At 40.4% G+C, this 26,880-nt stretch carries 24 protein-coding genes and 1 pseudogene; 2 read left to right on the top strand and 23 right to left on the bottom strand.

Annotated features, from left to right (window positions below; all coding sequences use genetic code 11):
• Positions 1-5: 5 nt before the first annotated feature.
• Genes HCJ66_RS06565 through HCJ66_RS06555 form a run of 3 tightly spaced genes read right to left on the bottom strand, consistent with a single transcriptional unit; the run spans position 6 to position 2,347 of the window.
• Positions 6-662, bottom strand: coding sequence for a GntR family transcriptional regulator (locus HCJ66_RS06565; protein WP_187132400.1), 657 nt, complete (start codon positions 660-662; stop codon positions 6-8).
• 60 nt (positions 663-722) lie between these two features.
• On the bottom strand, positions 723-1,364 hold the full coding sequence (locus HCJ66_RS06560; RefSeq protein WP_187132399.1) for a GntR family transcriptional regulator: 642 nt from the start codon (positions 1,362-1,364) through the stop codon (positions 723-725).
• A 29-nt stretch (positions 1,365-1,393) separates the two neighbouring features.
• Entirely contained in the window at positions 1,394-2,347 is a 954-nt protein-coding gene (locus HCJ66_RS06555) for a magnesium transporter CorA family protein (RefSeq protein WP_187132398.1), read from the bottom strand.
• A 114-nt stretch (positions 2,348-2,461) separates the two neighbouring features.
• Between HCJ66_RS06555 and HCJ66_RS06550 the strand changes: the two genes are divergently transcribed.
• Entirely contained in the window at positions 2,462-2,761 is a 300-nt protein-coding gene (locus tag HCJ66_RS06550; protein ID WP_187132397.1) for a hypothetical protein, read from the top strand.
• Between the two features lie 55 nt (positions 2,762-2,816).
• Here the strand turns inward: HCJ66_RS06550 and HCJ66_RS06545 are convergent, their stop codons facing one another.
• Together HCJ66_RS06545 and HCJ66_RS06540 are read right to left on the bottom strand one after the other, a co-directional pair.
• Positions 2,817-3,653, bottom strand: coding sequence for a VOC family protein (locus tag HCJ66_RS06545; protein WP_222717421.1), 837 nt, complete (start codon positions 3,651-3,653; stop codon positions 2,817-2,819).
• Between the two features lie 85 nt (positions 3,654-3,738).
• On the bottom strand, positions 3,739-3,960 hold the full coding sequence (locus HCJ66_RS06540; RefSeq protein ID WP_343068969.1) for a helix-turn-helix domain-containing protein: 222 nt from the start codon (positions 3,958-3,960) through the stop codon (positions 3,739-3,741).
• Positions 3,961-4,295: 335 nt separating this feature from the next.
• Between HCJ66_RS06540 and HCJ66_RS06535 the strand changes: the two genes are divergently transcribed.
• Positions 4,296-4,940, top strand: a complete 645-nt coding sequence (locus HCJ66_RS06535) for a Crp/Fnr family transcriptional regulator (protein ID WP_187132394.1) — start codon at positions 4,296-4,298, stop codon at positions 4,938-4,940.
• Positions 4,941-4,990: 50 nt separating this feature from the next.
• On the opposite strand, the gene HCJ66_RS06530 is transcribed toward HCJ66_RS06535, so the two are convergent.
• The 18 genes and pseudogenes from HCJ66_RS06530 to HCJ66_RS06445 all read right to left on the bottom strand — a co-directional run bounded on the left by HCJ66_RS06530 (position 4,991) and on the right by HCJ66_RS06445 (position 26,878).
• Complete coding sequence (locus HCJ66_RS06530) at positions 4,991-5,371, bottom strand: VOC family protein (RefSeq protein WP_187132393.1); 381 nt, start codon at positions 5,369-5,371, stop codon at positions 4,991-4,993.
• Positions 5,368-6,105, bottom strand: a complete 738-nt coding sequence (locus HCJ66_RS06525) for a DUF2238 domain-containing protein (RefSeq protein WP_246438590.1) — start codon at positions 6,103-6,105, stop codon at positions 5,368-5,370. Before HCJ66_RS06525 ends, HCJ66_RS06530 begins: the two co-directional genes overlap by 4 nt.
• Before the next feature lie 65 nt (positions 6,106-6,170).
• A complete protein-coding gene (locus HCJ66_RS06520) occupies positions 6,171-7,052 on the bottom strand; it encodes a PhzF family phenazine biosynthesis protein (RefSeq protein WP_425489624.1) in 882 nt (293 codons plus the stop codon).
• A gap of 427 nt (positions 7,053-7,479) precedes the next feature.
• Positions 7,480-7,812 carry a hypothetical protein gene (locus HCJ66_RS06515; RefSeq protein ID WP_187132390.1) on the bottom strand — a complete coding sequence of 111 codons (333 nt, stop codon included), beginning with the start codon at positions 7,810-7,812 and terminating at the stop codon, positions 7,480-7,482.
• 13 nt (positions 7,813-7,825) lie between these two features.
• Positions 7,826-9,322, bottom strand: a complete 1,497-nt coding sequence (yjeM, locus tag HCJ66_RS06510) for a glutamate/gamma-aminobutyrate family transporter YjeM (RefSeq protein WP_187132389.1) — start codon at positions 9,320-9,322, stop codon at positions 7,826-7,828.
• Between the two features lie 310 nt (positions 9,323-9,632).
• Positions 9,633-11,156 (bottom strand): cardiolipin synthase, encoded by a 1,524-nt coding sequence (cls, locus tag HCJ66_RS06505; RefSeq protein WP_187132388.1) that lies wholly within the window; start codon positions 11,154-11,156, stop codon positions 9,633-9,635.
• Positions 11,157-11,267: 111 nt separating this feature from the next.
• Complete coding sequence (gene ytvI, locus HCJ66_RS06500; RefSeq protein WP_187132387.1) at positions 11,268-12,377, bottom strand: sporulation integral membrane protein YtvI; 1,110 nt, start codon at positions 12,375-12,377, stop codon at positions 11,268-11,270.
• A 251-nt stretch (positions 12,378-12,628) separates the two neighbouring features.
• Positions 12,629-13,570: an L-lactate dehydrogenase gene (locus HCJ66_RS06495; protein WP_187132386.1), complete on the bottom strand. Its 942-nt coding sequence runs from the start codon at positions 13,568-13,570 to the stop codon at positions 12,629-12,631.
• A pseudogene (locus tag HCJ66_RS06490) lies at positions 13,563-16,033 on the bottom strand (cation-translocating P-type ATPase). The gene HCJ66_RS06495 and the pseudogene HCJ66_RS06490 overlap by 8 nt, the downstream one beginning before the upstream one ends.
• A 653-nt stretch (positions 16,034-16,686) precedes the next feature.
• Positions 16,687-17,610: a class A beta-lactamase gene (gene bla, locus HCJ66_RS06485; protein WP_187132385.1), complete on the bottom strand. Its 924-nt coding sequence runs from the start codon at positions 17,608-17,610 to the stop codon at positions 16,687-16,689.
• A 182-nt stretch (positions 17,611-17,792) separates the two neighbouring features.
• Positions 17,793-18,470 carry a DUF4956 domain-containing protein gene (locus HCJ66_RS06480; RefSeq protein ID WP_187132384.1) on the bottom strand — a complete coding sequence of 226 codons (678 nt, stop codon included), beginning with the start codon at positions 18,468-18,470 and terminating at the stop codon, positions 17,793-17,795.
• The gene (locus tag HCJ66_RS06475) at positions 18,470-19,180 is read right to left on the bottom strand and encodes a polyphosphate polymerase domain-containing protein (protein ID WP_187132383.1); all 711 of its coding nucleotides are present in this window, start codon (positions 19,178-19,180) and stop codon (positions 18,470-18,472) included. The genes HCJ66_RS06480 and HCJ66_RS06475 overlap by 1 nt, the downstream gene beginning before the upstream one ends.
• Positions 19,181-19,317: 137 nt before the next feature.
• On the bottom strand, positions 19,318-20,010 hold the full coding sequence (locus tag HCJ66_RS06470) for a Crp/Fnr family transcriptional regulator (protein ID WP_181676240.1): 693 nt from the start codon (positions 20,008-20,010) through the stop codon (positions 19,318-19,320).
• Between the two features lie 507 nt (positions 20,011-20,517).
• Positions 20,518-21,309 (bottom strand): hypothetical protein, encoded by a 792-nt coding sequence (locus HCJ66_RS06465; RefSeq protein ID WP_187132382.1) that lies wholly within the window; start codon positions 21,307-21,309, stop codon positions 20,518-20,520.
• A gap of 24 nt (positions 21,310-21,333) precedes the next feature.
• Entirely contained in the window at positions 21,334-22,302 is a 969-nt protein-coding gene (locus HCJ66_RS06460) for a hypothetical protein (RefSeq protein WP_187132381.1), read from the bottom strand.
• Positions 22,277-24,427: a glycosyltransferase family protein gene (locus tag HCJ66_RS06455; protein WP_187132380.1), complete on the bottom strand. Its 2,151-nt coding sequence runs from the start codon at positions 24,425-24,427 to the stop codon at positions 22,277-22,279. The genes HCJ66_RS06460 and HCJ66_RS06455 overlap by 26 nt, the downstream gene beginning before the upstream one ends.
• Positions 24,428-24,437: 10 nt before the next feature.
• Positions 24,438-26,546, bottom strand: coding sequence for a CgeB family protein (locus tag HCJ66_RS06450; protein ID WP_187132379.1), 2,109 nt, complete (start codon positions 26,544-26,546; stop codon positions 24,438-24,440).
• Entirely contained in the window at positions 26,543-26,878 is a 336-nt protein-coding gene (locus tag HCJ66_RS06445; RefSeq protein ID WP_187132378.1) for a hypothetical protein, read from the bottom strand. The genes HCJ66_RS06450 and HCJ66_RS06445 overlap by 4 nt, the downstream gene beginning before the upstream one ends.
• Between the last annotated feature and the right edge of the window lie 2 nt (positions 26,879-26,880).

Below are 26,880 nucleotides of genomic sequence, written 5' to 3'. Positions count from 1 at the left end.
ACTCTTCACCGAAAAGCACTAAGCGCAAAATCGTTAAACAAAGCTTGAATACGCTCATTCGCTACATCATATTCATTTTGTTCAAAGGCATCAGCAATCGCTGTAAATTTCTTGACAGTCAAATCACGTTTATCCTCCGAACCTTGCTTCACGACCGTTTCCATCGAAAAATTGTTAATCGTGAAAAAGACGCGCTTCACATTCTCATAATAATACGGATTCGGATCATGTTTTAGGATACGGAAGAAAAATTGATGTTGATTGAAGATGTAATCCTCCATATTTTGCAAATAAGAAGAGCGGTCCATTGACGCAATATAATTCCGTAGCGCCGCTATATCGACCGGCGTATTGTTTTTCTTCATTTTCTGAATTGCCGCATCCATAAACACTTCAATTACTTCTAAAAGATACGCGTATTTCGCCGGATCAATCATCGAATCTCGAACAACAACACCGCTATATGTACGATAATCTAGAATTCCCTCTGAAACCAATGCCGTAATTGCCTTACGTATCGGCGACCTACTAACATCTAATTCCTTGGCTAAGCGTTCCTCTGTTAAATGTTCGTTCGGTTTTAATTCTCCTGTTTTTATCTTCTCAATAATGCTAAAATAGACCATTCTGTCTAGCGTCTTATACTCTCGTTTACTTTTCAATGCTCTCGACACCCCTATCTTAATTACGAATATTGTAGCATAACCTTCCAAAAATTTCACCTATCGGAACGTTTTTATAATAAAATAATTGACTAATTCGCGAACAATCGTCTCTGCCTTATCAAAATCCTTCGTCCTTAGCAGCTCATTCATTCTAAGATACTGCTCAATTAAATAAGCTCCATTTTGGAATGGTATTAAAATAATTTCTTTCGGTGCCTTCGTCAAAAAATCGATTCCCATCTTTCTAACTGCACTGTCAGCGTAAGAATTCCCCATATAAGCGATAAAATCAAAAACTGTTTGCCATCCCTCTTCCACAAATCCGTTGCTATTCCCGGTTTTCAAATGCCCTTCCATGACAGATAGACGTTTATACAAATGCTGCGGCTCAAAAGAAATTCCCTTCGTCTCGATTTTATCCATCGTCTTAATCGTTAGAACTTCCAACATTTCCAACATCTCAATGAACTTGCCTACCGTCACCTTACTCTCACAAACAAAAGCACCACGATTACTCTCAATCGTCAAAAAGCCCTCTGTTTCAAGCATAACTAAAGCACGGCGAACTGGTGTCCGGCTGATGCCGAGCTCTTTTGCAATCATATTTTCAGGCACCCGATCCCCCGTTCGCAATTGCCCATTCAAAATCTTTTCCTTCATTGTTTCGTACGCTTTTTTCTCATAGTTTTGTTTTTCCATAAAGAATCAGTTCCTCTCGAAGTCCCATTTTAGAAGTACTTTTTGCGCCAAAATATAACTGTCGTGATAATCGTAATAATCAATGTTCCAACCATAATCAGCCCAAAGGCATATTCCTGATTTGAAAATGGTAGCTTCACATTCATCCCGTAAATGCTCGCCACAATGGTTGGTAACGACAAAATAATCGTAAACGACGTCAAAAATTTCATCACCCGGTTTAAATTATTCGCAATCACAGACGAAAAAGTGTCAGACATCCCGCCAACAATTTGCGTATATGTATCCGTCATCGCGATTGCTTGCTTATTTTCGATGATAACATCCTGCAATAACTCCTCATCCTCATCCTTATCCGTGTAATGTCCCGCCTGAATCATTTTATCCAGAACAGCCTTATTGGATTGAAGCGCTGTTGCAAAAAATACTAAGCTTCGTTGCGCCGCCATAAAAGCATACAACTCTTCATTTTGCATAGACTGACGAATATCTTTTTCAAGTGTATGCATATGCTCAATTAAGCTATTTAAATATTTCAAAAAGTAGTAGGAGACAGCATACAGAATTTGTAACAAAAACTGGACATGGTTGGCTGTATTGTACTGCTCCATGCGCCTATCCATAATATCTTCAAGTACCGGCAGTTGTTTCAGCACAACGGTTACCACAACTTCTTTTGTGGTAATAATTCCAATCGGTATCGTCTTGAACTCGAGAAAGCCCATTTCATCCTTTGCCTCTATCGGACAATCCACAATAACCAAAGAATGTTTGAAATTCTCCTCTACATGCTTCAATTCAATCCGTGAACGTTCCTCTTTATCCAGCGGGTCTAAAATATGATCCTTTGGTATATCTAGTTTTTTTGATAAATAGTCAATCTCATCCGGACTCGGCGCCACAACATGAACCCAGCATCCTACCTGATAGCCTTCAATTTGGCGTATTTCATCATTTTCTTGTGTCCTATAATATTCAATCATCCGTATCCCCCCCTACCGAATAAGGCCTGTCTTATGTAACCTTTACAATACATTTCATTTGTGTTACAATTATTATCAACAATACCAATTCCGTAATAATACGAGGTGAGCGTCATGGAATCGATACAAATGATATTGATTGGTTTTTGTTTCGCGATCTTTTTCTTTACGCTATCTTTTGTCATTAGTAAACTTGGGAAAATCTCTGCTTACTGGGTCTCTCTTGGCGCCAATGCTGGTTTCTTTCTGGCTTTTCTATTCGTTCAACGCGCATTCCCAGCAGAAGCCCAAACTGCCCTATTCTATCTGAACCTAGGCATTTTAACTTTCGTACTCATTCAAGCCGCACTTGGACTTGCACATTGGCTACTAAAGAAGACGACAACGCGTCACAAGAATTGGAAGCACTCTTAAAATCAATTATAGCAAAATTTTGCCTATAAAGAAAAGCTAAGCATCGAAACGATGCTTAGCTTTTTGTATTAGTCACAATCTTTATGTTAATCCCGTTTGGGTCTTCTAACGTAATCAGAGTATCCGAATCTTTTTCATAGGGTATATCATATGCTCGCAGCCGCTTCTCTAGAACGTCTAATTCTCCTACTTTAATGGAAAAATAAGCAAGGCCGGTCTCTAGTTCTTCCATTTTAAGTAAGTCTCGACCAGCCCAAATATTTGTACCAATATGGTGATGGTAGTCCCCTGATGCAAAAAATAGCGCAGATGGAATCTCTGTTGTCACTTGGAACCCTAAAATCGTTTGATAAAATTGGCGTGTTTCTTCTAAATGACTGACTTGCAAATGCACGTGCCCGATGATCGTATCATTTGGAGCCGCGTACCAATCAAGCTCAGCTCCTGCCATCAATATACCATCCCCATCGACCTCATTTGTTGCCATTGGAAGATTTCCAAGTTCATCACGCTGCCATTCATCTCGAGGACGATCCGCGTAGACTTCAATCCCATTACCATCAGGATCTCGGAAATATAACGCCTCACTATAAATATGATCACCTGCTCCATCTATTGGATAGTTGCTTTCCAACAAATGATGCAAAAAGCTGCCAAGTTCCGCTCTACTGGGCAATAAAAAAGCCGTATGATATAGCCCAGTTTTCACTTGTTTTGGAGCCTTCCCTTGCTTTATTTCTATCAATTCTAGAAGGACTCGATCATCAACGCCTAATGCTATTTTATCAGCCTCATCCGCTATCACTTTTAACCCGATTATTTCGCTATAAAAAGCCACCAATGCATGCTTACTCCTCGTTTTCAAAACAACTTTTCCTATCTCCATTGTCATATCGGTCACCCTTTCGTTGTAACTAATAACATTACAACATATTCCCTGTTAAAAGTCCAACTTCATGCTTACAATTAGTAAGTAGTTACTTTTTCTTTTCAAATCCATTCAACTTTCGATACAATATCGAGCGGTGAATACCAAGCTGTATCGCGGTCTGCGTCATATTCCCATCATTTCTCTCAATAATTTTTTTGATACAATGGATCTCTACCTCAGACAAATATGTTTTCAAATCAACGAAGCTATCTATATGTTCTTCATAGTACATATCGAGTGTAGAAATAGATTTTTTGGTTTTTTTCACCTTTTCCAAATTTATTCTCCTCCTCGAATTGCTCATCATTGAACATATTATAACATAAACTTGCCTGAGAAAAAATAAGTAGATCCCCTCTTTATTCTCATAGAAGTACATTTTTTCACCATATATAGCCTTGATATAATAAAACTGCCTTACATTCCTCATACATAAATAATATATGTTTGTCACAAATAGACCCATGCGAGAGAATATCATCTTTATTTATAGTTCTAGCATCATATTATGACGAAACTTATCCACCTAGATAGCCATTTCCCACAAAAAAAAGACTAATAGAATGGTGCTATAATAAGGATATCAAGAAAGGTGGTTAATTAATGGAAGAAAAAATAAAGAGTTTAAAAGAAATTCATCTGGAGAATATGAATCAAGGAAAATTCGACTACCATCATTTTTTAGAGTTCTTACTCACACATCGAATCCCCTACAAAAAACGCATTTTAAAAAGAAATACGCATATCTTTACCGAAAATCAACCTTTTAAAAATATTTACTTCATCGAGAGTGGTGTAATTTCATGTAACAGGGATCAAAATATTATTGGTTTTTTAGGAAAGACAAACATCATCGGTCTCTCCAATCCTTATACTAATGATGACTCCTTTTATACAATGAAAGTAATCCATTCTGCAACTGTCTATGAATTTGATAGAGCCGACATGCTAACAATGCTGCTAAGTTTCCAAGAAGGCTGGTTATTTCTATATGCAAATAATCACAGAAAAGAAGAAATGCTGTTCAACAAAACACTTCTATTACAAGAAGCCGCAGAGCACCGTTTGTTGACGTTACTTAAAGAAGTGGCTCACCTATTTGGAGACTATCGTGATGGCATTTTATTCATCCCAAATTATTTTTCCAAAGCCTTACTTGCTAACTACGCCAATCTAAGCACCAAAACATGTGGCATTCTTTGCAATGAATGGACCGAAAATGGAGAACTAGTTTTTGATGGTGACTAACTCCATAAGGAAGGACGATGCGCTGAAAATCTACGCATCGTCCTTTTTGGTTAGGCGGTAATCTCAATTTGATTGCCTTCACTATCTAAAATAACACTTTCGTAATAGCCATCGCCAGTTGTTCTTGGCCCACTCTCTAATGTATATCCATCGTTTTGAAGCTGTTTCGTTAAAGCATCTACTTGCTCTTTACTGCCGACACAAAAAGCAATGTGAGCCCAGCCTAATAATGGTTTTTCTTTTGCATCGATAATATTTGTACGTTGCATGATTTCAAGCCTAGCACCCGTGGGATAGCTAATAAAATAGGAAGAAAAGCCTTTTGTTTCGTTCGTATATTTGTCATTCGCGACTCCTTCAAAGTAGCTCGTATAGAAGTGCTTCGCTCGCTCAATATCTCCTACCCAAATTGCTACGTGCTCTATTTTCATTTTACCACTCCTTCTTTCGGTTTTTTCTTCTTAAATTCGAAGTTTTTCATCCATGGCCGGCCTTTTTTCAGTGACCAGTAGCCAATGAGGACAAAGACAAGTGAACCAAGAACATCCACAATAATATCGCCCATCGTGTCAGCCAATACCGCGCGACCAACAAGTGGTGTACCATTCGACATATCGTAGCGCTGCATATTTAAGTTCATTATACCATCAAAGGTGTACTCATAAATCTCCCAAAAAGCGCCCAATGTAACAGCAAAACAGAAGGCAAAAATAGAAATAAAACCAGGTTTCATTTTCATCACGACATGTTTATCATTATTGAGCAAGTTGACGAATGAAAAACCGATAGCCCCCAACATGGCACCACTAAATGTATGCAGAATTTTGTCCCAATGAGGAACTGTAGAATAGAATTTTTGAACGGTACCTAGATAAATCGATGCGTACAAAAAGACTAAAAATAAAATATAGACCAAACCTGGAATTTCAAATTTAAATCGGTGGGATAAAATCGTTGGTAATAATAAAATAATGACTCCCAATACACATTCAAACAGCAAGAAAATATAGTCGCTTCGCAGTGTTACTTTCGGCTGCCCCGGCGTTTGTTCTACTGGCGCTAGGAAAATTTCAACCGTAATAAAAATCATCGAAATCCCCATCGAGACGAAAATAAAGATTGCAATCCACTGTGAAATACTGAGCCCTTTAAGCTTTTTTAACATTGTTTTCATCTCCCATTCTTACATAATTGCTAACACGTCTTTCATTATAGCAGAGTTTAGGAATATTATCCTATCTCACCAACAAATACTGCTGTGCCTGTAATTTCGATGTCGTAAGTTATTTCCTTTTTATGAATATGGACCATGACTTTTCCATCACGACCAACTTCAACGCCTTGTTCCACAACAATATCTAACGATTCATCAAAATCAGATGCAATGAACTTTGCATAATAAGCGCCCATAACACCAGATGCCGTCCCTGTCACTGGGTACTCTATTGTTCCAGAAAATGGGGATGAAAAATGCCTAGCGTGCATCGTTGCGCTAGCATCTATTGTCTCCAAACAAAAAGGGTGAATGGACGTGTGTGGCATCGCTTGAAGGATAGCAGGGAACTTATAATTATCTGACTTCATCTTTTGGAAGCTTGCCAGTTTTTTTATCGGCACGAGTAATGTCCAAATTCCTGTACTGCCATACATAATCGGCCAGCCATCAGCGAGGTCCTGGTCTGCTAGTCCGATTACTTGTGCTAAATCTGCACGGGAACCTAAGAAAGCTTCAAAAACCGGTGGTGCTTGTTGCATAGTCATCCAAATTTGTCCATCTTTCGAATACTTGCTTTTTATCGTCAAGATACCTGCTTTAGTCTCTACCCGTATTTCGGCTCTTTCAGTCAAAAATTGATGGTCGCTTAGTGCACAAATTGCAGCCATCGTTCCATGACCACAAAGGTCCATCTCATGTCCTGGCGTAAAATAGCGCAACCTGATGTCCGCTACCTCTGATTTCATCACAAAAGCCGTTTCATTAAACCCGACTTGTGAGGCGATTTTTTGCATCCCCTCTACATTTAAGTGATCTGCCTCCAACACAACACCCGCTGGATTCCCTTTCCCCGGTATTTTACTAAACGCATCATAGTGATATACTTTCATTTCCATACCACTCCTTTTCCTCAAATTATAGCATGTATTTCCCGGGAAATAATCATATATCGTCAAACTACCGTCACTTACGGGTGCTATAGTTGTCTTTGAACCAACACAAGGAGGATAAAAAATATGAAAAAAATGATAATAACAGGTATTGCGCTGTTTCTAGTAATCAGCACTGCTTGCTCACACGAATCAAATGCGAAGACACCTCACAAATTGACAAAGAAAACAATAAACGAATCGAATATGCTCAAGGTGATTTCACATACGAGACTATCCCTGAAACATTCACCTTGAAAGTAATCAAGGCAAGAAAACCACGATTTCAACAAATAATCTGGATTAAGATGATCGTAATTCACTTCAATATAGAAAGCAAAAAAAGCTGGGAATCTGTCATAATCCCAGCTTTTTCATCATGAACAATGTAATATTACTTATCCATCTCTTCTTGTAATTCTCTTTGTCTCTCTTTAAACATATCGATTGTTTGTTGGAGTCTTTGTTGCTGTTCCTCTGTTTGCGCCCGCATACGATCGATAATTACTTGGAATGCCTCTGAGCACTCCTCCCAAACTGAATCTTTCTCGCCATCTTTCAATGCATCCCGTGATTGCATATGAATAGCACCATCCTTTGTTTTCATTTTTCTATATCTATCGTACCCTGCAATTATAACAAATAATGTATGATTTAGCCAAGCAAAAAATTTATGATTTATTGTCCAAAAAATAAAGCGACGTCGCAATCCCCATTTCGGAACCATAACGCCACTTTTATTATCTACCTTTTTTTGTTCTAATCAAGTAGGTTTCGTACAGAACGTATGCAACAACCGCAAAAACAACCGGTCCTGCAATCATCCAAATCGTACTGCTGTAATCTCCATTTAACGATGGATTAATAATCGTGAAGACATTAGCGAACCCTACAACAATCAAAACTACCGTTGTGCCAAGATACGTTTGCCATTTCTTTTTATAGATGACGAATTCTCGACTCAGTCCTTTTTTCGCTTTAAAGAATGGGAACGCGAAAGCTAAAAATAGATATGGTAGCGTCATCGATACGTTTGCCATCAAGGTTAGTTTATTGTAGAACGCAGAGGCATTATCCCCACCAAATGAGGCTAGTAAAATAATGATTATGACAGCCAAACATTGCATCCACATTGCGAATTCTGGCATATTTGCCTTATTCATGCGTGTCATTTTTTTCGGCCATACTTTTGCTGGTGTTCCTTGAATCAGAGTCTTCAGCGGTGAATAAATAAGTGTGAAGAAGGCTCCTGTGTAGGCTAGGAACATGGATAGTCCGGTGATTCGTGCAAACCAAGTTCCGATAGAAGCTGCTGTTGTAGCGCTCAAATGAAGGGCATTTCCGAGTTCAAAACCTAGATTATACATCAAAACGTATGTGATGTTTCCAAGGTTCGTCGTTTTGCCGCTAAGTACTTGTAGCCAGTTCGCGCTTACACCCCATAGGAAAATCCCCAAGGCATAGCCAACTGAGATAATGATTGCTGAAATAATAACCCCTTTAGGAAAGTTCTTTTCTGGGTTCTTCGTTTGATCGACCAAGCCGCCGACAGCCTCAATGCCACCGTACGCGAAAATCGCAAATACGACAAAGGAAAGCGTGGCAAGTGGTGTGACGTAGGACGGGTTTGGTGATTCTACAAAGGATGACCAGCCTGTGATTGGTTGGGCAAATTCCCCGCCGTTAAGAATAATGATTAGTACGCTGACAAGGAGTAAAACTAGATTCAGACCTGTAACGGCAATCCCTCCAACTGCTGTTACTTTTGAAATTTGCTTTAGACCTCGGGAAGCAAAAAATGTGATGACGATCATCCAAACAATCGCTAATATTCCGACGGTCTGTGTCGGTGAAAGCGAGAATAAACGCCATTCTTGTGTTTTATCGCCACCAAAAATGAATGTGGAGAGCGGAATCCAAACTTTTGAGGATGTGCTTACCATCCAGATAACGTACGATGCAAACCACATAAACGTTCCAATAAAAGCGAAACGTGGTCCAACGCTGTCATTCATCCAAGAAAAAATACCGCCTTGTTCTTTCTTATAGGTGGAGCCGAATTCTGCCATCATCAATGCATACGGGATGAAGAAACAGATGGCCGAGAAGATATACCATGGAATCGCACCATATCCCATCAAATAGAACGCAGATGGGCTGTTTGCGAAACCGAATACCGATGTGAAAATCATCAGTATAAGCCCTATTAATGTTAATTTTTTCACTTGTGTTGTCATGTGTGTCCTCCCACTTTTTATTGTTCAACTATATTTTGATAAAATTTCACGCTAAAAGTAATTAAAACTACATTTATCTGATAATTTTTATACAATAGACTGATTTTTATTTCCGTAATTCTAATAGAGTATTACATGTTAGCAAAAGGATTATACCATATTTAAGGGTTCTCGGTCATCCATTTATTGACCTATTTTGTTGGATGTATTTTACATTTTTAGTTATACTTGATATTTTTTAACTAGTGAGCACTATAAAAAAGCTGTCAACCGATCTAGTTTTCACTACACAAGATTGACAGCTTTTATTTTACAGTATTGGTGATAGCAGACTTGCTAATGTTTCCTTCATGCGTTGTGTTCTGGATTTCGCCTTCATTTCTGCTTCTGTGAATAGGTGGCTTTCTAGGAAATCGGCATTGAAATCTCGTTCTAATTGCACGACTGCATCACTACGATTATATAGGAATACCATTAATTCGTGATTGAGGCGGAAACTACGAATATCAAAATTCGCGGTTCCAACGGCTGCTCGCTCTCCGTCAACCAGCATCACTTTTGCATGGATGAACGAATCGTCACGGTAGGAATACATTTTTGCACCGGCGTCAATCATCGTTTGGATATATGCATTACTTCCGTGGAAGGAAACGCCGCGGTCCCCTTTACCTGGAATAATAACACGGACATCGATACCACTCATTGATACGCGTCGGATAACGGCAAGTGATTCTTCGTCAGGGACAAAATAGGGACTCGCAATCCAGACTGATTTCTTCGCAGAATCCATGAGGTCAAGCATCGAATCACGGACCCACTTCTCTTTATCGTATGGACCGCCGTACACGATTTGCACCCAATCATCTGCGTCATCAACTGGCTCAGCGCTTAGATAACGTGCAGTCCCGGCTTCGCTAATGAACTCGTCGGATGCTCCAGCACGATTTTCCATATAAACCAAATCGAATAAGAAGGACTCTTGTAACTCCAGGACACCAGTTCCTTCGATTTTCATATGCGTATCGCGCCACACCTCAAAATCTGGCGTATTGCTGCGATATTCTTCGCCTACGTTCAGGCCTCCGGTAAAACCAATTTTGCTATCAATGATGATCATTTTGCGGTGATTTCGGAGGTTGGCTGTGCGCGCAATCCAGATGGAACGAACGGGATCATACGCATAAACGGTTGCGCCCGCTTGTTTTAATGGTTCTAAAAACTCATCTTTCAGGTTTGCCGAGCCCATACCGTCGTACATAAAACGAACCGTGACTCCTGCTTTTGCTTTTTCAATCAAAATATCGCGAATTTCCGTCGATATCTCATCTTGGCGATAAATGTAATATTGAATGTGAATATGATCTGTGGCTGTTCGCAAAGCTGCTAAAATGGCTGGAAATGTTTCTGAACCATTCGTTAAAATCGTTACTTTGTTGCCGTTTATCGGCCGAATATCAGTTAATGCATACAGACTTTTCGATAGTTCTGGTAGTTCTTTTTCGGATTGTTGGATTGGCAAGTTATGTATTGCCTCGATTAGTTTTTCTTTTTCTTTCACTTGGTTCGCGGTGAAAATCCGGTTTTGTGGGTTTCTGCCGAAGAATAGGTAAAGAATAACTCCGAAAACTGGCAGGACAAGAACGACTGCTAGCCACGCAATTTTTGATGTGGTATTACGCTGATCCCAAAGCAGTAAACGCACGGCAATGACAACTGCAGTAATTTCTCCGGCAATGGTTATAACGGTAAGAATAACACCTGACCATGTATAAAGGAAAAAACCGACGAGGGAAAATAAGACTAAAATGACGATAAACTGGATTAATTTTTGCATATAATGGCTCCCTTTTTCTTATTTCTATTTCAATTATACATGGAGATGGGCGGTTTGTCCTGTTATATACAACAAATTGCTACGCCGTATTATGGATCGTAGCAATAATTATTAGTATTTCCAAATTTTGAACTTACCGGCATCGTGTAGATCTTTTACGATAACCGTGATAATTGGCGCGAGAATCAGACCGATAATGCCGAATAGTTGTAAGCCAATGTAGAGTGTGAACAAGGCAATAACAGGGTTCAGTCCTAATTTTGTGCCGAGAATTTTTGGCTCGATGATGTTTCTAATAACGGTAATAACGATGTATAAAATGAGCAGTTCGATTGCGAAGGCAAAATCGCCGTTGATGAACATCAGAAGCACCCACGGAATCATGATACCACCAGTTCCGAATACAGGAATCATATCGAAAACAGAAATGCCAAGAGCAATCCAAATCGCGTTCGGGACGCCTAGAATCATGAGGCCGATGAAAAGCTCGACACACGTGATTCCAGCGATAATAAGGTATGCTTTGATGTAATCCACTGTCGTTGTTTTGAAATGTTTATGCACATTTTGCATCGTTTCGTTCACGCGATCTGGCAGTTGCTTCCGCATGAACGCCCCCACTTTGTCAAAGTCCCAAACGATGAAAAAGGAAAACAACATGCTGAAGGAAAAGAAGATGAAAATGCCTGGCAAGGAAAGTGTCACAGAGCCAATCCAGCTAGCAATGCTACCCGATAACGAAAGTGCGAAACGACCAATTTTGGCGATAACGGCATGGAAAACATCATGGTATTGCTGCGCGAGATCAGGCGCAATATTATCGATCCAATCGGCGCCCCAGTCCTCGATTTTTTGCAAGGCTGGTAAAATATCGTTTTGATAATACCTCGGAATACTGCCGATTGAGCTACCGAGCAACTTAAAAAGCTCCAGCAATCCCAGAATGAGCAGGGTGCTAAGAATCGCGTAGAAGAACAACATGACAATCAATCCCCATGCATTGCGATTCCGCCACTTCGTTTTGCGAGCGAGCAGTCGAGTGAGAGGCATACACATCCACGCCAAGCCGAATCCAATCAAAAACGGATAAGTCAACGGCAAAACATACTTAATAAAAAGGATAATCACGACAACGATACTAGCCAAATATAAAAATCGAATCAAAAACCGCTTCTGCCTCTCCAAATTCGACTTCCCTTCAACCTCATGTTTCTCTTCCATGTAAAACTCCCCCGTCTATCTAAATCTATGTCATCGTGTTTCCCCATCAAATCCCAGCTTCAGGCTCAAAGCTAAGCGTCAGTGCTCATGTTTCTACGCTAAAATTCGTCTCCACCACCAAACCTCAGCGAAGCAAGAAGACTGCATTTCCGTCGTTAAAAGCTGTGCTCCGATGCTCACGTACAATCGTACGCTCCGCTTCGGTGCTCGCTTTTGCCTAGGAACTACAGCCTTCTCGCTCCGCTGAGCCATTAGAAGAAGTCCTGCATCATAGATTTAATTTCACTAACTGAGTTATCCATATCTGATTGTTCCTTTTCGTTCAGTGGCATTTCGATAATAAACTTGATTCCTTGGCGATTGATAACCGCGGTTGACCCAATATAAATATCGCTATGTCCATATTGACCTTCTAAATAAACGGACAATGGCAAAATCGCATTTTCATCGTTAAAAATCGCTTTTGTAATCCGGGCTAATGAAATTGCAATGCCGTAATAGGTGGAGCCTTTGTGCTCGATGATTTCATAGGCTGCATCACGAACTTTATGGAATAGCTCATCCAGAACCTCGTCGGTAATTTCCGGATGGTCATGCATCCATTCTTTAATTTGCAAACCACCGATATTAGCGTGTGACCAAACTGGGAATTGGCTATCGCCATGTTCGCCGAGTGTATAGGCTTGCACGTCACGGGCATCGACGCCGACAAGTTCAGCGAGTGCTTGTTGGAATCGCGCGCTATCAAGTGATGTTCCTGAACCAATGACGCGGTGTTTTGGTAAGCCTGAATATTTCCAAACGGCGTACGTCAAGACATCCACAGGGTTTGATGCAACTAAAAATAGTCCGTCAAAGCCACTTGCCATGACGCTATCCACGATTGCTTTCGTGATTTTTAAGTTTTTGCCGATTAAATCAAGTCGCGTTTCTCCTGGAGCTTGTGCCGCGCCTGCTGTAATAACAACGAGGTCAGCATCCGCGCAGTCGTCATAGCTTGCTACATAGATTTGTTTCGGTGATGTATACGCCAAACCATGGGATAAATCCAGCGCATCACCTGTTTTTTTGCCTACATTTAAATCAATAATACCAATTTCACGTGCAATATTTTGTGCGGTTAACGCGAAGGCATAACTTGCTCCAACGTCCCCAGCACCTACTAAAATCACTTTTTGTTTGTCATTACGCATATTTCTCGTCTCCTTTTTGTTTGCGATTTTTGATCGCTTTTTGAATTTCTACAAATACTAATGGGAAAACGGATAATCCGAATGCCAGCAACCAGTGCGTCAAGCTTAGTGGCACTAGGTAGAACATGTTAGCAACTGGCGGAATAACAACCATTAGCAAAATAATCACCATCGATAGCATCGCGCTAAAGAATAGTGGTTTATTCGATAAAAAACCAATTTTGAAAATAGACTCGTCGCTGCGAACGTTGAAAATATGCGATACAGACGACCACGCTAAAATGACGAACGCCATTGTCATGCCAACCTCAGCACTCGCGCCGATGTCTGCATTAATATCCACGAATCTTCCAATATAAAACCCAATCAAAGTTACAAAGGTGAACACAACCGCTTGTGTCGCGACTTTTCGGCGACCACGTTAATCAGTAGCAATTGCACCGCTACTACTGGTGCGCCCCATCCAAGTGTAATCGCGATAAACATAATGAATATCTGCGAGAAGTTCGTGCTGAGTAAGAAATAAATCGTTTTGCGAATATTCTCATACGCCGTCCGACCTTCCGACACAGCGTCTACAATCGTCGCAAAATTATCATCCGTGATGACCATATCTGCCGCATTTTTCGATACATCGGTTCCCGTAATTCCCATCGCAGCACCCACATCCGCTGCTTTCAAGGCCGGCGCATCATTCACGCCATCCCCGGTCATCGTCACCACTTCCCCATTTTTCTGCCAAGCTTGGACGATTCGAATTTTATACTCAGGGCTCACGCGCGCATACACCGCATAATCGCGTACCGTGCGCTCCAATTCCTCCTGCGACATCTCGGCAAGTTCGGTACCAGTAATCGATTTGTCCCCCTCTTCCAAAATACCAATTTCCCTAGCAATCGCCGAAGCCGTCACAATATGGTCGCCCGTGATCATTACCGTTTTTATTCCCGCTCGCTTCGCCTCCGAAACCGCGCGCTTACTCTCAGGTCGTGGCGGATCAATCATCCCAACCATCCCCGCAAAAGTCACATCGCGTTCCAGCGCCTCCGCCGTCAAATCCTCTGGCATCTCGGCATAGCATTTATAACCAACCGAAATGACGCGTAACGCCTTCTCCGCAAACCGATCATGAATCTCCCGTGCTTGCTCCAACAACTCCTCCGAAAAAGCAACCGGAATCCTGTCAAAAGCACCCTTTGTAATCGAGAGGAATCCACCTTCCACTTCATGAATCGTCGTCATCAGCTTCCGCTCCGAATCAAACGGTAATTCAAATACCCGTGGTGATTTCTGCTCCAATTCCTTTTTCGTCAAACCCTTCTCATTCAACAGACGAATAATAGAAGATTCCGTCGGGTCACCAATAATATTCTCTACACCATCCGTCACTTCAATCGTCGCGTTATTCGATAAACTCAGCATTTCCAAAAGCTCATTTTCAGACGTATCAAACGTTTCCTCCACCGGTTTTGGCGTCATGCCCACCGACCAAATCTGCTGAATTCGCATCTTGTTCTGCGTCAATGTCCCCGTCTTATCCGAACAAATCACCGACGTGTTCTCAATCGTTTCCACAGCAGGAATCCGTCTAATAATCGTGTTTTTCTTCACCATGTTTTGCACGCCATAAGCAAGCGTAATCGTCACAATAACCGGCAAAGTCTCCGGAACCGCCGCAACCGCAAGTGATACCGCGATCAGCGCCACAATACTCAACCGTTTCGCAAGTTCCTTCAAGCGTTTTTGTAGCGGTGTCTCCGTTTTCTTCGTCGCGTTAATCAGACTCGCAATTTTCCCCATTTCCGTATCCATCCCAGTTTCCACAACGATGGCCCGCGCGCGACCTCCCGTCACCAAACATCCCGAAAACAACATGTTAAAGCGATCCCCAAGCGGCGACTTCTCGCTCACAATCGCGTTCGCATCCTTCTCCACCGGCAAGCTCTCACCAGTCAGCGCCGACTCCTCGACCTGCAAACTGCTACTCTCAATAATCCGCGCATCCGCTGGAATCATGTCTCCCGCGCCAAGTTCAATGATATCTCCAGGCACCAATTCCGTCGCGTCAATTTCCTGCTTCACACCATCACGAACGACCAGCGTCATGTGCGCGTTCATGTTCTGCAATGCCTCAAGCGCCCGCTCCGCATTGTTCTCCTGGTAAATTCCCAGCACCATATTCAGCACTACAATCCCCAAAATAACGATGACTTTTGGATAGCCATAACCCGTTGTAACCGCCAAATAAAGCGAAATCGCCGCGGCCACAAGTAAGATAATCGTCGTAATCTCCAGCAAATGATGTCCAATTTTGGCAAGTAGCGTCTCCTTCTGCCCTTCCTCGAACTTATTCGGTCCAACCTCCGCCTTTTTCGTCGACGCAGCCGCACCTGTTAACCCCTTATCAGCATTCGTATTTAACGCTGTAAAAATGGCTTGTATTTCTTTTTCCATCCATTTCATCCTGATTACCTCCACTCTGCTTCCAAATTCGTGATTCTACCTTTAAAATAATTGCACTATTAAAGTAATCTTACAATTCGTGTCTTGGTGGTTTATGTAATGATCATACAGCTAATCTCTCTATTCCCGAAAAAAAAGACTACAACCCCTCCAATAAATATTTCTGATCAAAAAAGCATCATTTCAAAATTTACGAGTTGTTCTAACCTTATTATGTTATTTACGACGATGTTTTTAGAGTTTCAATGTGTGATATACGACTAATTGTAAATAATGCGAAAAATGAAATTGCAAATAAGACTTTACAAATCCTCTTTCACTATCCGCACTCCCACTATTACTTTCATCTCTAATAATACCATAAAAAGGTCCCAAACCGTATCACATTGATTTCTTTTTTTATCCCAAAATTGTGCGTTGTAGAGACTTATATATAACAATTTTCGAGATTTATCGCAGAAAAAGGAGACCCATAAAACGAGTCTCCTCAATCAATAGAAAAACGGCCCAACATGATTTTTTGCCAAACCACAGCGTGTTGTTGGAGTCCTTCGACATGAAATGAGTACTCCAATAGGCAGAGAATTTTCATTTATCTGCCATCCTTATGCGATAAGGATTACATGCTCGCCTTGCTCTCATGCATATTGAGGTTACAAAGCAAAGTAGTTGCTAAGTACTCTTGCTGCGTCTGCTATCAATTGATCGTTATATTCATCATCTTTTCCTGTTTTTTTAGAATAGATCACCCAGACTAATGGTTTCGCACCTTTTTCTTTAGGATAAATGACCGCGATATCATTCCGAGTGCCGTACGAGCCCGCGCCTGTCTTATCTCCAACAGTGTAACCGTCCGGAACGCCTGCACGAATTAATTTGTCGCCGGTTGTATTATCAATCAAGGTTTGCTTGAAATAATCCAATCGATCAGATGCCATATTTCCTTTCGTTATTAGGAATGACAGTCCTTTCGCCATTGCTTCTGGAGTCGTTGTATCACGTTTATCCCCAGGAACAGCCCCATTCAATTCTGGTTCAAATCGATCTGCTTGCGTTGTTTTATCGCCAATTTTTGCAAGCGCTTTTTGGTAGCCTTTAGGACCGCTTAATTGGTGGAATAAGATGTTTCCCGCCGTATTATCACTATATGTCATAGCTGCGTTGATGATTTCTTTTACCGTCATGCCACTTTCAACGTGCTTTTCTGTGACTGGTGAATACTCGACTAAATCTTCTTTTGAGAAGTAGACGCGCTTATTTAGTTGCTCGGATGTTAAATTTTTAAGCAATAATCCCCCAGCCATCGCTTTATAAGTAGATACGTAGGCAAATCGTTCTTGGTCATTATAACTGATTTTCTGATTATCCGCTGTATTAACTGCATAAATTCCCAGTGTTGCGCCGTACTTTTCCTCTAGTTTTTTTAACTCCGCATTAGCTTTGGCCGTCGCCGTCTCCTGCTTTGGCTCCTTTTTTGCTTTCGTAGCCGCTGTATCTTTGTCTGCCATACCGCACGCTGCTAAAGACGCTACCACAAAAAGAAGCATCAATCCTAACACATATTTTTTGAAAACCATTTTTTCAACTCCTCCTATTTATTTGTTACAAACCCTATTCTACCCGAGGAATTTAAATAGAAAGTACAGAAAACAGAAAGAAAACATTAATTATTGGATTTTTATATACAAATTCACCTTTTAACCTATTATCACGAATAAGAGCCTAGGCTATAAACCGAGACTCTTCTCTTATTTTTTCATTATAATTCCGCTTTAATGCTTGAAACGCGGCCCGAAATAACCGGTAAATTCCCATTTTTAGTACGGATGGCATCGATTAATTCTTTCTCTTGCTCGACGTTTTTCAGTTTAATATAGTACCGTAACTCCATCAAACTCCCCATATTCGTTGTCCGCACTTGTTCAAGCGAAATCTCATAGCCGTAACTTTGCAATAAGTCATCGAAAAGATTCGCATAATCAATATCCTCTGGAATCGAAATACGCAGGCTCCGCTCAGCGACTTTACTTTTTGATCCGAACCTTGTGCGTGTCAAGACGATTAAAACAACTGCGACAAATGCCGAGAAAATGAGCGCGTACATAATATAGCCCATTCCAGTCGCCAGGCCAATGCCCATCGACCAAAAGATACTACTAATTTCGCGTGCCCCGCCTGCTACAGAACGGAAACGAATCAAACTGAATGCCCCCAAAACAGCAATACCCGTCCCGACATTACCATTTACAAGCATGATAACTGACTGCACCAAGATTGGTAAAATCGTCAGCGTTACGATGAAACTTTGTGAATAGGTGTTGCGATACATATGCACGCAAGCCACTAATACCCCTAAAAGAACCGAAGCCCCACTATACATAATTATTTGCCACACGTCTAGGTCCATCATTGAACTTTTAACTACGTTTTCTAACATTATAAAACTCCTACTTTCTGATTAGTTAAATATCTTCTATATACTTGTTCATATTTTGAAAATTTGGATGGATAGAGGTCTAAATCGGAAAGAATTTTCACAAACCATAAAGGATAGGCATGCAATGATTTCACTTCCATTAATACATCTATTTCTGGTGCCACAAGTTCCCCATCGTGACCATTTGCTAACAGAAGATCGTCGTTGCGCCACCTTATTTTCGCGTCAAATGTTACTCTAAACTCGTCCTCTTTGTAGGCGCTAAAAGCTCTTCTATCATAGGAAATGATAACTTTAGGCGCGATCGTCTCTTTTTTCTTTAGCCAAAAAATCTCGTTGCTGATTTGTTGATTTAATCTGTCTTCAAATTGTTCCTCTTGCTCACTTTGCATATACGCATCTACTTGACTCAGACGCATTGAAATTCTTCGTTTATACACAATCCCCTTTAGTTTTTTCTTGATTTCTAAATAGACCATCTGTTCATGACTTGGAACCCCGTATGTGCGGATTCTAAACTTTTCTTTATAGGCTGGCTTTTCACTCGATCGCTTAATTAAATCGTAGTTATTTGTATCATAATAAAGGGAACAAATCGTGTGTAGGCCGTACTTATCTTCCTTCATGTGCTCCGAAATTCTGTCTACCAGCAAGGTATATTTCTCCTCGCTCAATATATATTTCTTTTCTTTACGTTCAAAAATTTGCATCACTATCCACCTTTTATAATATTCTTAATATACAATTTTATATCCTATACCTATCTATAATATCCACTTTAGAGTATGACGTTTTCTATTGCAGGAAGCGCACTAGCTCATATACCACGCTTCCCGCCATGTATTTATTAATGCAAAGATCCTGATACTTCGAAGCCGACCATTTCTTTTAGTGTCTGTGTATCCAAGATTGTAATTGGTTTCGGCGTTAATTTAACGAGCCCCTCTTCTTCAAACTTAGATAGTATCGTCGTTGCGTACTCGCGCGTGATTTGACAATAGCTAGCTAAGTGGTGTTGACAGATTTCTTTTGGTAAATGTCCCTCTGATTTGCCTAGCTTTTTAGATTCTAAGTGTAGCAAAGATGCTGCTACTTTTGCTTTTGCTGGTAGTAAGTTAAATTTGCCGTAGTAGTTCACGGATTGTGTTAGATTTTCGATAATTTTCAGTAGAATCGAGGTCCCCCAACCGGATTCGTCGATAACATTTAAGACGAAGTACGGATCGATGAAATATGCCGTCGTTTCTGAAATCGTTTCTAATTCAAACTGGTTGCTTCCCCTTGATAATAATGAGGCAAAACCTATAAATTCGCCGTCTCCAGAGAATGAAATAGTTGTCTCTTTCGTATTATGACTTGCCACAATTTTGGTCAACCCTTTTTCTATATAGATAAAGGAACGATTGTCTGTCACCGTGGAATCAATAACTGTTTTAGCTGGTAGTACTTTCTTCTTGGAATATTTATCAAATGATTTATTGGAAAACAGTAGTATTTCCAGGAAATTCTCGTCGATTTCAACACCAAATGTTTGTAGCATAATGAATGCCTCCTTTTAATTTTCACGTATCTTTTAAATTTGTTGTAATATAGCATGAAAATTTTTTCACGCTCATTTAGTGATAAGCCCATTTGGCAAGCATAGAACGCCTCGCATCACCAAGGTATGGTCGTAGTCACTATAGTCTCTTTAGCACATTTTTAAAACCGTGATTTCGTCTCCAGTTCTTATAATTACTGCCTTTTAACGTATTAATTGCTTGACTTCCATCACATCCTCAATATACATATAATCCGTATACAGACATTGGATTGTGCTTGTATACGTTATTAACAGATTAGTATAGCACTGGGGATTCAAACTCATGTGTGCTTGTGCAATAAAACAAGTATTTTTCGTAGGTAGGCTTCATTGATGGTATATGGGGAGATACATAGAGGCATATTGATTTTTTTATTTCTACCGAAGCAATGTAACTGCGCCGTAGATAAAAAGGATAAACATAAATACGGACGCAGTATGAAGTGCAACACTAAAAAAGCTTGTTTAAACCATGTACGCATCGTCATTCAATCGAATCAATTCCGTAGACCCGAAAGCGCGTGACTCATTGATGTCGCGGATTGTTTGATAAATCAAGTTTGTATGTTCTGTAACGAGCGGACTATGACTTTTATGAAGCGAATTAACAATCACTTTGACACGTACATCTTGCGTTTGTAAATAGTCTTTTAATGCCATTAATTCTGCAAACTGCATATCGTTTTTCCCAGTGTACAGATGGAAGGTTGTCGTTTTTATCGCATCTTGTTGGTAATTCTTTGGATCAAAGAAAAACGTGTTTATTTCTTCTTCTAATTCTGTATTGCCCTGATAAAAAGCTTCTTTTTCTGTTGCGTGATAACGATCGATAAAATCGCTTACCTTCACTTGTGGTACGAGCGAAAAAACATCTGTGATATAAGGATTCAAAACACCATATACCAACGCACCAGTACCACCTTTGCTACTACCAAACGCAATGACTTTTTCATAGCCGTGTTTTTTAATAAACTGTTCTAATTCCTGATTTAATTCGTTATAAATCGCTTTGCCGCCATCGAATAAATACCAGCCGTAACTGTCTGAAAAATAATCTTGAACAAATAAATAATCACTTTCTTTATAATCTGTACAGAAGTTCATCCAGTTATACCGTTCGTGCAATTTCTTGATTTTCGCATGATCTGCCGTGCCGTCCATTACGCTTGGTATCTCGTCCAAAATTTTCTTACTGACTGATTGAAAAACAAGAATCAAGTGTTTACTCCCATTTTTCAAATGCCTGCCATGTAACATAATTTCACCTTTTCCATTATCATTTTAGAAATCTTCCGCGACAGTAATGCGAATTTTTCCTGAATTTTTTGTGATTGTCTCTTTGTTTCGCTTAATGAATACTTTAACAAAATAACTGCCGCCGTCTTCCGCTGTGTAACGATACTGGGCGCTTGTTTGGTACTTTGTTTTGTGCAGCGCCTCTTGTTCCCCGATTTTATAGAAATAATAAGCAAATTCAATGCGCTTATCTTCTATTAAGTACTGGGGTAAGACGCATTCGGCGAGCACTTTATTGTCGTTTTGCCAAGCAATGATTTCATTACAAGCCAACTGATTCGTATGCTCATGTAGCTCTTTTTCAAGAAAGCTTGGAAAACCAGCTACGCCAATATTACGTTGGCGACAAATCTTACTCAAAACTTGTTTCTCTTTTAAGACTTCTAGCATGTATTTTGTCTCTTCTTGATAATTTTGAGAGCTAGAACCACTGTAAAAATAAACATGCGGTCGATTAAAATCCTCAATATGGAGCTGTGCGAATAGCTTATCGATTCGTTGATTACCTTTCAAGGATGCCTTGACCACGTTCTGATAAAACTGATAGTGATTTTTCAAAGTTTGTGGATCGCCGGCAATCGTGTGGTTGTAATGAAATCGCAAGCCAAAATAAATGGCTATTGCACCACTTTCACCATAACCCGTAATCATGATGTTTTGGCGCTTCACTTTTAGTTTCTCTGCAACAGATTCCACGAGCTCATTCACAGTTTTTTCATATTGTGCCTGCGTGATTTTGTTATGTTCCTTAGCAGGTGGCATCAGAAATAGTCGATGCTGGTCATACGTCTTACTGGCTTCTCCTAAATAATCAAACGGTTCGCCAGCATCATTTAGCTCTGCAAAACATACAAGGAGATATTCACTTACCGGATTCGATGTAGCAATACGATATTGCACTGGTATTTTTCCTGTTGTTGTTTCCATCTCAAAGCTTGCTGCTAGTTTCTCCATTTACGAAAGCCTCCATTATCACGTTTTCTAGTTTTTTACAAATAATCATTTTATCAAAATTGGCTTGTGGATAAAGGCGCAGTTCTAATTTTTTGTCAGGCGTTTGCTTGTATGACTCGATATACTCCGCAATGTCCTCTGTCGTCTCAAAAATATGCTCTTCGGGATAAATCGTTTCTGCTCCTGGCCAATGAAGGACACATGGTACACTTCCAGATGCCATACCTTCCATCGGTGCCAAATGAAAACTTTCAAAATCACTTGTTGATAGCATAAAACCAATTTTTCTCATCCACTCAGCAACATCATCCCCATGCTCATCAAAAATGACGGCATCTTTCCAGGGTGCATCCTCTATCCGTTTGAAAATAGCATCATAGTACGCCTTTTCATCTTCACGTTGCATCAACCACGGTAAATCTTGCGGCATTCTACTTTTCACATAAAGACGGTAACGCTTATCTTTCTGCCATAGTTTTTCTAAAATATCTAATGTTAAATCTAAGCGTTTGCGACTCGGTAAAATACCGCAAACACCGATGTTATAACGGCTGTCAACTGTTTTCTTGAGACGATATTGCGCTGTGTCAATCATGTTATATATCATTGTCATCTTCTCACGCGGAATCCCACAAACGCGGTGGAACTCTTCAAAAATATAAGGCGAAATAGCAATGATTTGATCGATGTTATCCATCGTATAGTTTGCTGGATGTTCTGTTTCACGCTCTTGCAAGTGCATCCGAACAATTAGTTTTTGATGTGGCTTTTTATGCTTCGAATACCAAACGGCGTTTCCCAAGCCCCATTCACAAAAAATAATGTCTGCCCAATCTAGTAGTTTCTGGCTCGTTTTTTCGTCGTGGGTTGCATGTCCTTTCCACGTATCAATTTTTACCTCTAACCGAGGATTTGCCTCACACGTTTCAATCGCCATCGTCAAAAATTTCAAGTCATGTCCTGCAAATACAATGCGAATATTGTCTTTTTGATAGCTCCATAAGAAGGTGCTTAAACGCTTGTAAGAAGCTGCCATCGTGAAATGTTGACTCGCACCATATGTCATACGTGCAGCCCGTTCGTACAATGTGCTATCGTTCAAACTCTGTGTTGCTTTTTCAATAAATTGCTCTTTGGTTGCTACAAACAGTGGATAATCCTTGCCAAGCAAATCCTCATGCATTTTGGTACGCCTTACTAAAACAGGTTTGCCAAGGTGCCCATATTCCAACAACTTCGTAGATAATTCTACTGACTCATCGTTATCAATGACCTCACTGCGCCAGCTGATGCCAACATCTGCGTCTTCAATAAATTGTTGACTAGCCGAACGTGACATCGCTCCACGCCAATCAATCTTTGGTTCTTCCGTGAATTGTTGCATAATCTGCTCTTTTTTAGCCGTTAATTCACCTTGAAATTTATCTCCAGCAATACCAACCGTTATATTTCCATCTAGTTCTGATGCTGCTTCTACTATTTCTTCCGTATACCAATCCGTAGCAAATTTTCCTGTGTAAACTAAGCGATCATTTTTATTTCGAAAACTCGGTTCCACCGTCCCATTTGGTACCATCGGAAATAGAATTTGAATTTTTTCGCCGCCCACATTCATGAGTCGCATGAAGGCCTGTTTCATTGGCTCCGTTTGCATGAAAATATTTGGAAACCGTTTGTATACTTCGCCTAGCTCTGCGCGTTCTTTTCGTGATGAACGAGTAAGCGTATGATTAAAGTCCGTAATGTAAGGGACTGTTTTTTCTACTAATTTGGATTCTTTCATCAGCTGGCGTACTAAATCAAAACCACGAACAATAATTACATGATAATGATTTTTAGCATCGAGTTCCTTCATCACTCGCACTGCTTCCGCAACATTCATTCGGTTTCCGTTGTCAAAAGAGCGTTTTTCCAAATCCTCGTAGGGCTGAATCGTCGTCACATTTGGGTACCCTGCCATTTCGTCGGTTAATAGTGTATTTTTGACGCGTGCTTTTAGCAAGATTTCCGTCTGGACATCTGGATTTGTAGCCAACATTCCGGCCATCGAGGTAAGCCATACTGCGGACCCGTCCATAATATTCAAATCCACATCTCCGTACACTAACACTTTTAAAGTTCTCACACTATTCCTCCTAAATCTCGATCTGCTGTCGTTCTTCTGGTTTTATTTCGTTGCCATCTCGCATGAAATTATAGGTGTCCGCACTGAATAATCGCGCGCCTTGTTTCAAATGCGGGGCTATCGATGCATCCTGCTCCATCTCACGCAGTAGTGTCGGTAACTTTTTTCCAAAATGCCAATGAGTTGCAATCAAGCTACTCTGGAAATGAAGATCTGTCACAAACTCATAACGCGCCTCACTTTTCCCGATGAAGTCGGCCTCACTATAAAGCGCAGCATGCATCATGTCCTCTAGATAATATTTTCCGTAGAAATGACGATCTGAGAAATAGGCTACATAATCCGTATCGATGACTTCTGTTATTTTGTTGTATTGGGCCATATAACTATGGACAAATACGCTGATATCGCCTGAATTATATTGATTCATTATATCGATAGCCTCATCAAACATCGTGACACATACGACTAGCTTTTTATCTTGATAGGTTTGAGCTTTATACTGCTTCAAAATTTTGTTAAATGCTTGTTTCGAACGGGCAACCGCAACCACCGTCACATTTTTTGTAAACGTCGGCACGGCTATCTTCAGGTCGTCTAACATGCTCGCTAAACGGTGTTGATAGGTGTGTTCCCGGTAAACTGCGCGAATCCCTGCAAGTGATTTTTGATTATATATCTGGTCATCATTCGTAATGGCTTGCATTTGTTCATGTAGCTTGTCCGTATCCTCCGAAATCATCACGACATCTCCAAAAAGACGGCGAATTCCTTTCGAATAACTGCTGAGAACAGGTGTCCCAGAGGCTAATCCTTCAAATACACGACGCGAAAACATCGTCGGCGAGTACTTAATACTGTTAATATTGATCATATATTTATAGCCTTTATATGCCAATTCCATTTCACTGTACGGTAAACTTCCAAGAACCGCTTGTTGGTAACGCTCGGGAAACTCGAACATCGCCTTATCCTTCAACGGTTTGCTGTAATTACGATCATAAATGGCTAAACCATAATCAAGCGCCACATCCAGTACATCCTCCATATCCTTGCGTCGTTCCTCATGCCTGTTACCATAGTAAGAACCTGCAAAACACATCTTGTCGATACGTGGCTCTACCAAAGCAATTGGATTATGCATCGATGGCTGTACCGCGAAACTCTGCGCAAATACATTGGTGTGTCCTGCACGCTCCTGATATCTCGGAATCATGTCAGCATCTGTCGTATAAATGTAGTCAAATCGTTCTGCCGTTGCAATAAATTTTTCAAAATGAATAGGATCCTCCTTATTCCAAAAAACAGTCGGGATTCCTTGCTCCTTACACCAATCTAGCAGATCAAAAAGTTCTTCCTTTGATTGGTTATTGTAAGTGGCAATCTTGTACTCCCATGCGCCGTAGTTCCCTTTCCAGGCTGACTCCACAAATAGGAAATGCGGACGATTTTCGGTCAATACTTCACGCCAATCTGTTGGCGTAATCGGCAAAAGTTGTACTTCTTTTTCGTAGCAAGTACGCGTGAATTCATCAAAAATGCAGGCTACTTGTAAATCTTTCAAACTTTTAATCGCTGGTGCATGGCTTGGTGCTATATAAGCCATTGTTTGTCTGCTCGCTTCACTCGCCACGATACGCTCTAATTGCATGTGTTTTACTATTGTTACGCCGGAATGCGTTATCTTTAATGCTAGTCGTACTTGTGTTGTTTCTTCCGACAAATGAATTGTAACTTTTTTATTTGGATTGAAAAACGAAACGTTACATTTTTCAGAATGGTTATATTCAATCAATGCCATTTTCACGGAAACATCCCCCATCATTTCTGCTTCAAAATGAAGTTCTAGGGTTTCCTTGGGTAGGACCGGAATACCATGTTCTGGTTCCCTCGTGAAGACATTGTTATTTTCAAGAAAAGTCAGGTAGTCAAAACTGGAATCTGAGCTTGAGATATACAGATGCCCATTTTGTTCATAGGTCACTAATTTTTTGCTAGGATTATGCCAATTCTCGATCGTATTTAATTGCTTCACGTCGACAATATTTGGGTTTGTATCGTCCAATATTTGCTTTTGAACAGCTTCAATTTCTTCGTACAGCGCATTAATGTCGATCATTGGTTCTCTCCTTTAGCCTTGGTGTTCTTGTTCATAGCCCAATACTTTCGTGATATTTTTACAAGTTTGGAATCGTTCAGACGTTCATAACGCTGTTTCATTTGTTCGAATTGACGCACTGCTTTGGCGCATTTGTCTTTTTGTTCTTGTACTTCTTTTTGTCGTTCTGCTAGCTTCATATTTAAGGCTTCCAGCGCCGACTTCTGTTCTCCAAGCAAATCATATATTTTCTTCTTGAAAGCGGTCGTTTCTACCTGCTTTTTTTGGATGACTTGCTCCTGCTCTGTGATCTTTTCTTTCAATTGCTTTATTTGCTGTTCTGCATTCGTCATTG

The sequence above is a fragment of the Paenilisteria portnoyi genome, from assembly GCF_014322795.1.
GTDB classification, from domain to species: Bacteria; Bacillota; Bacilli; order Lactobacillales; family Listeriaceae; genus Listeria_A; species Listeria_A portnoyi.
Note: the sequence above shows the minus strand (reverse complement) of the source record. Positions and strands in the feature narration are given on the sequence as shown.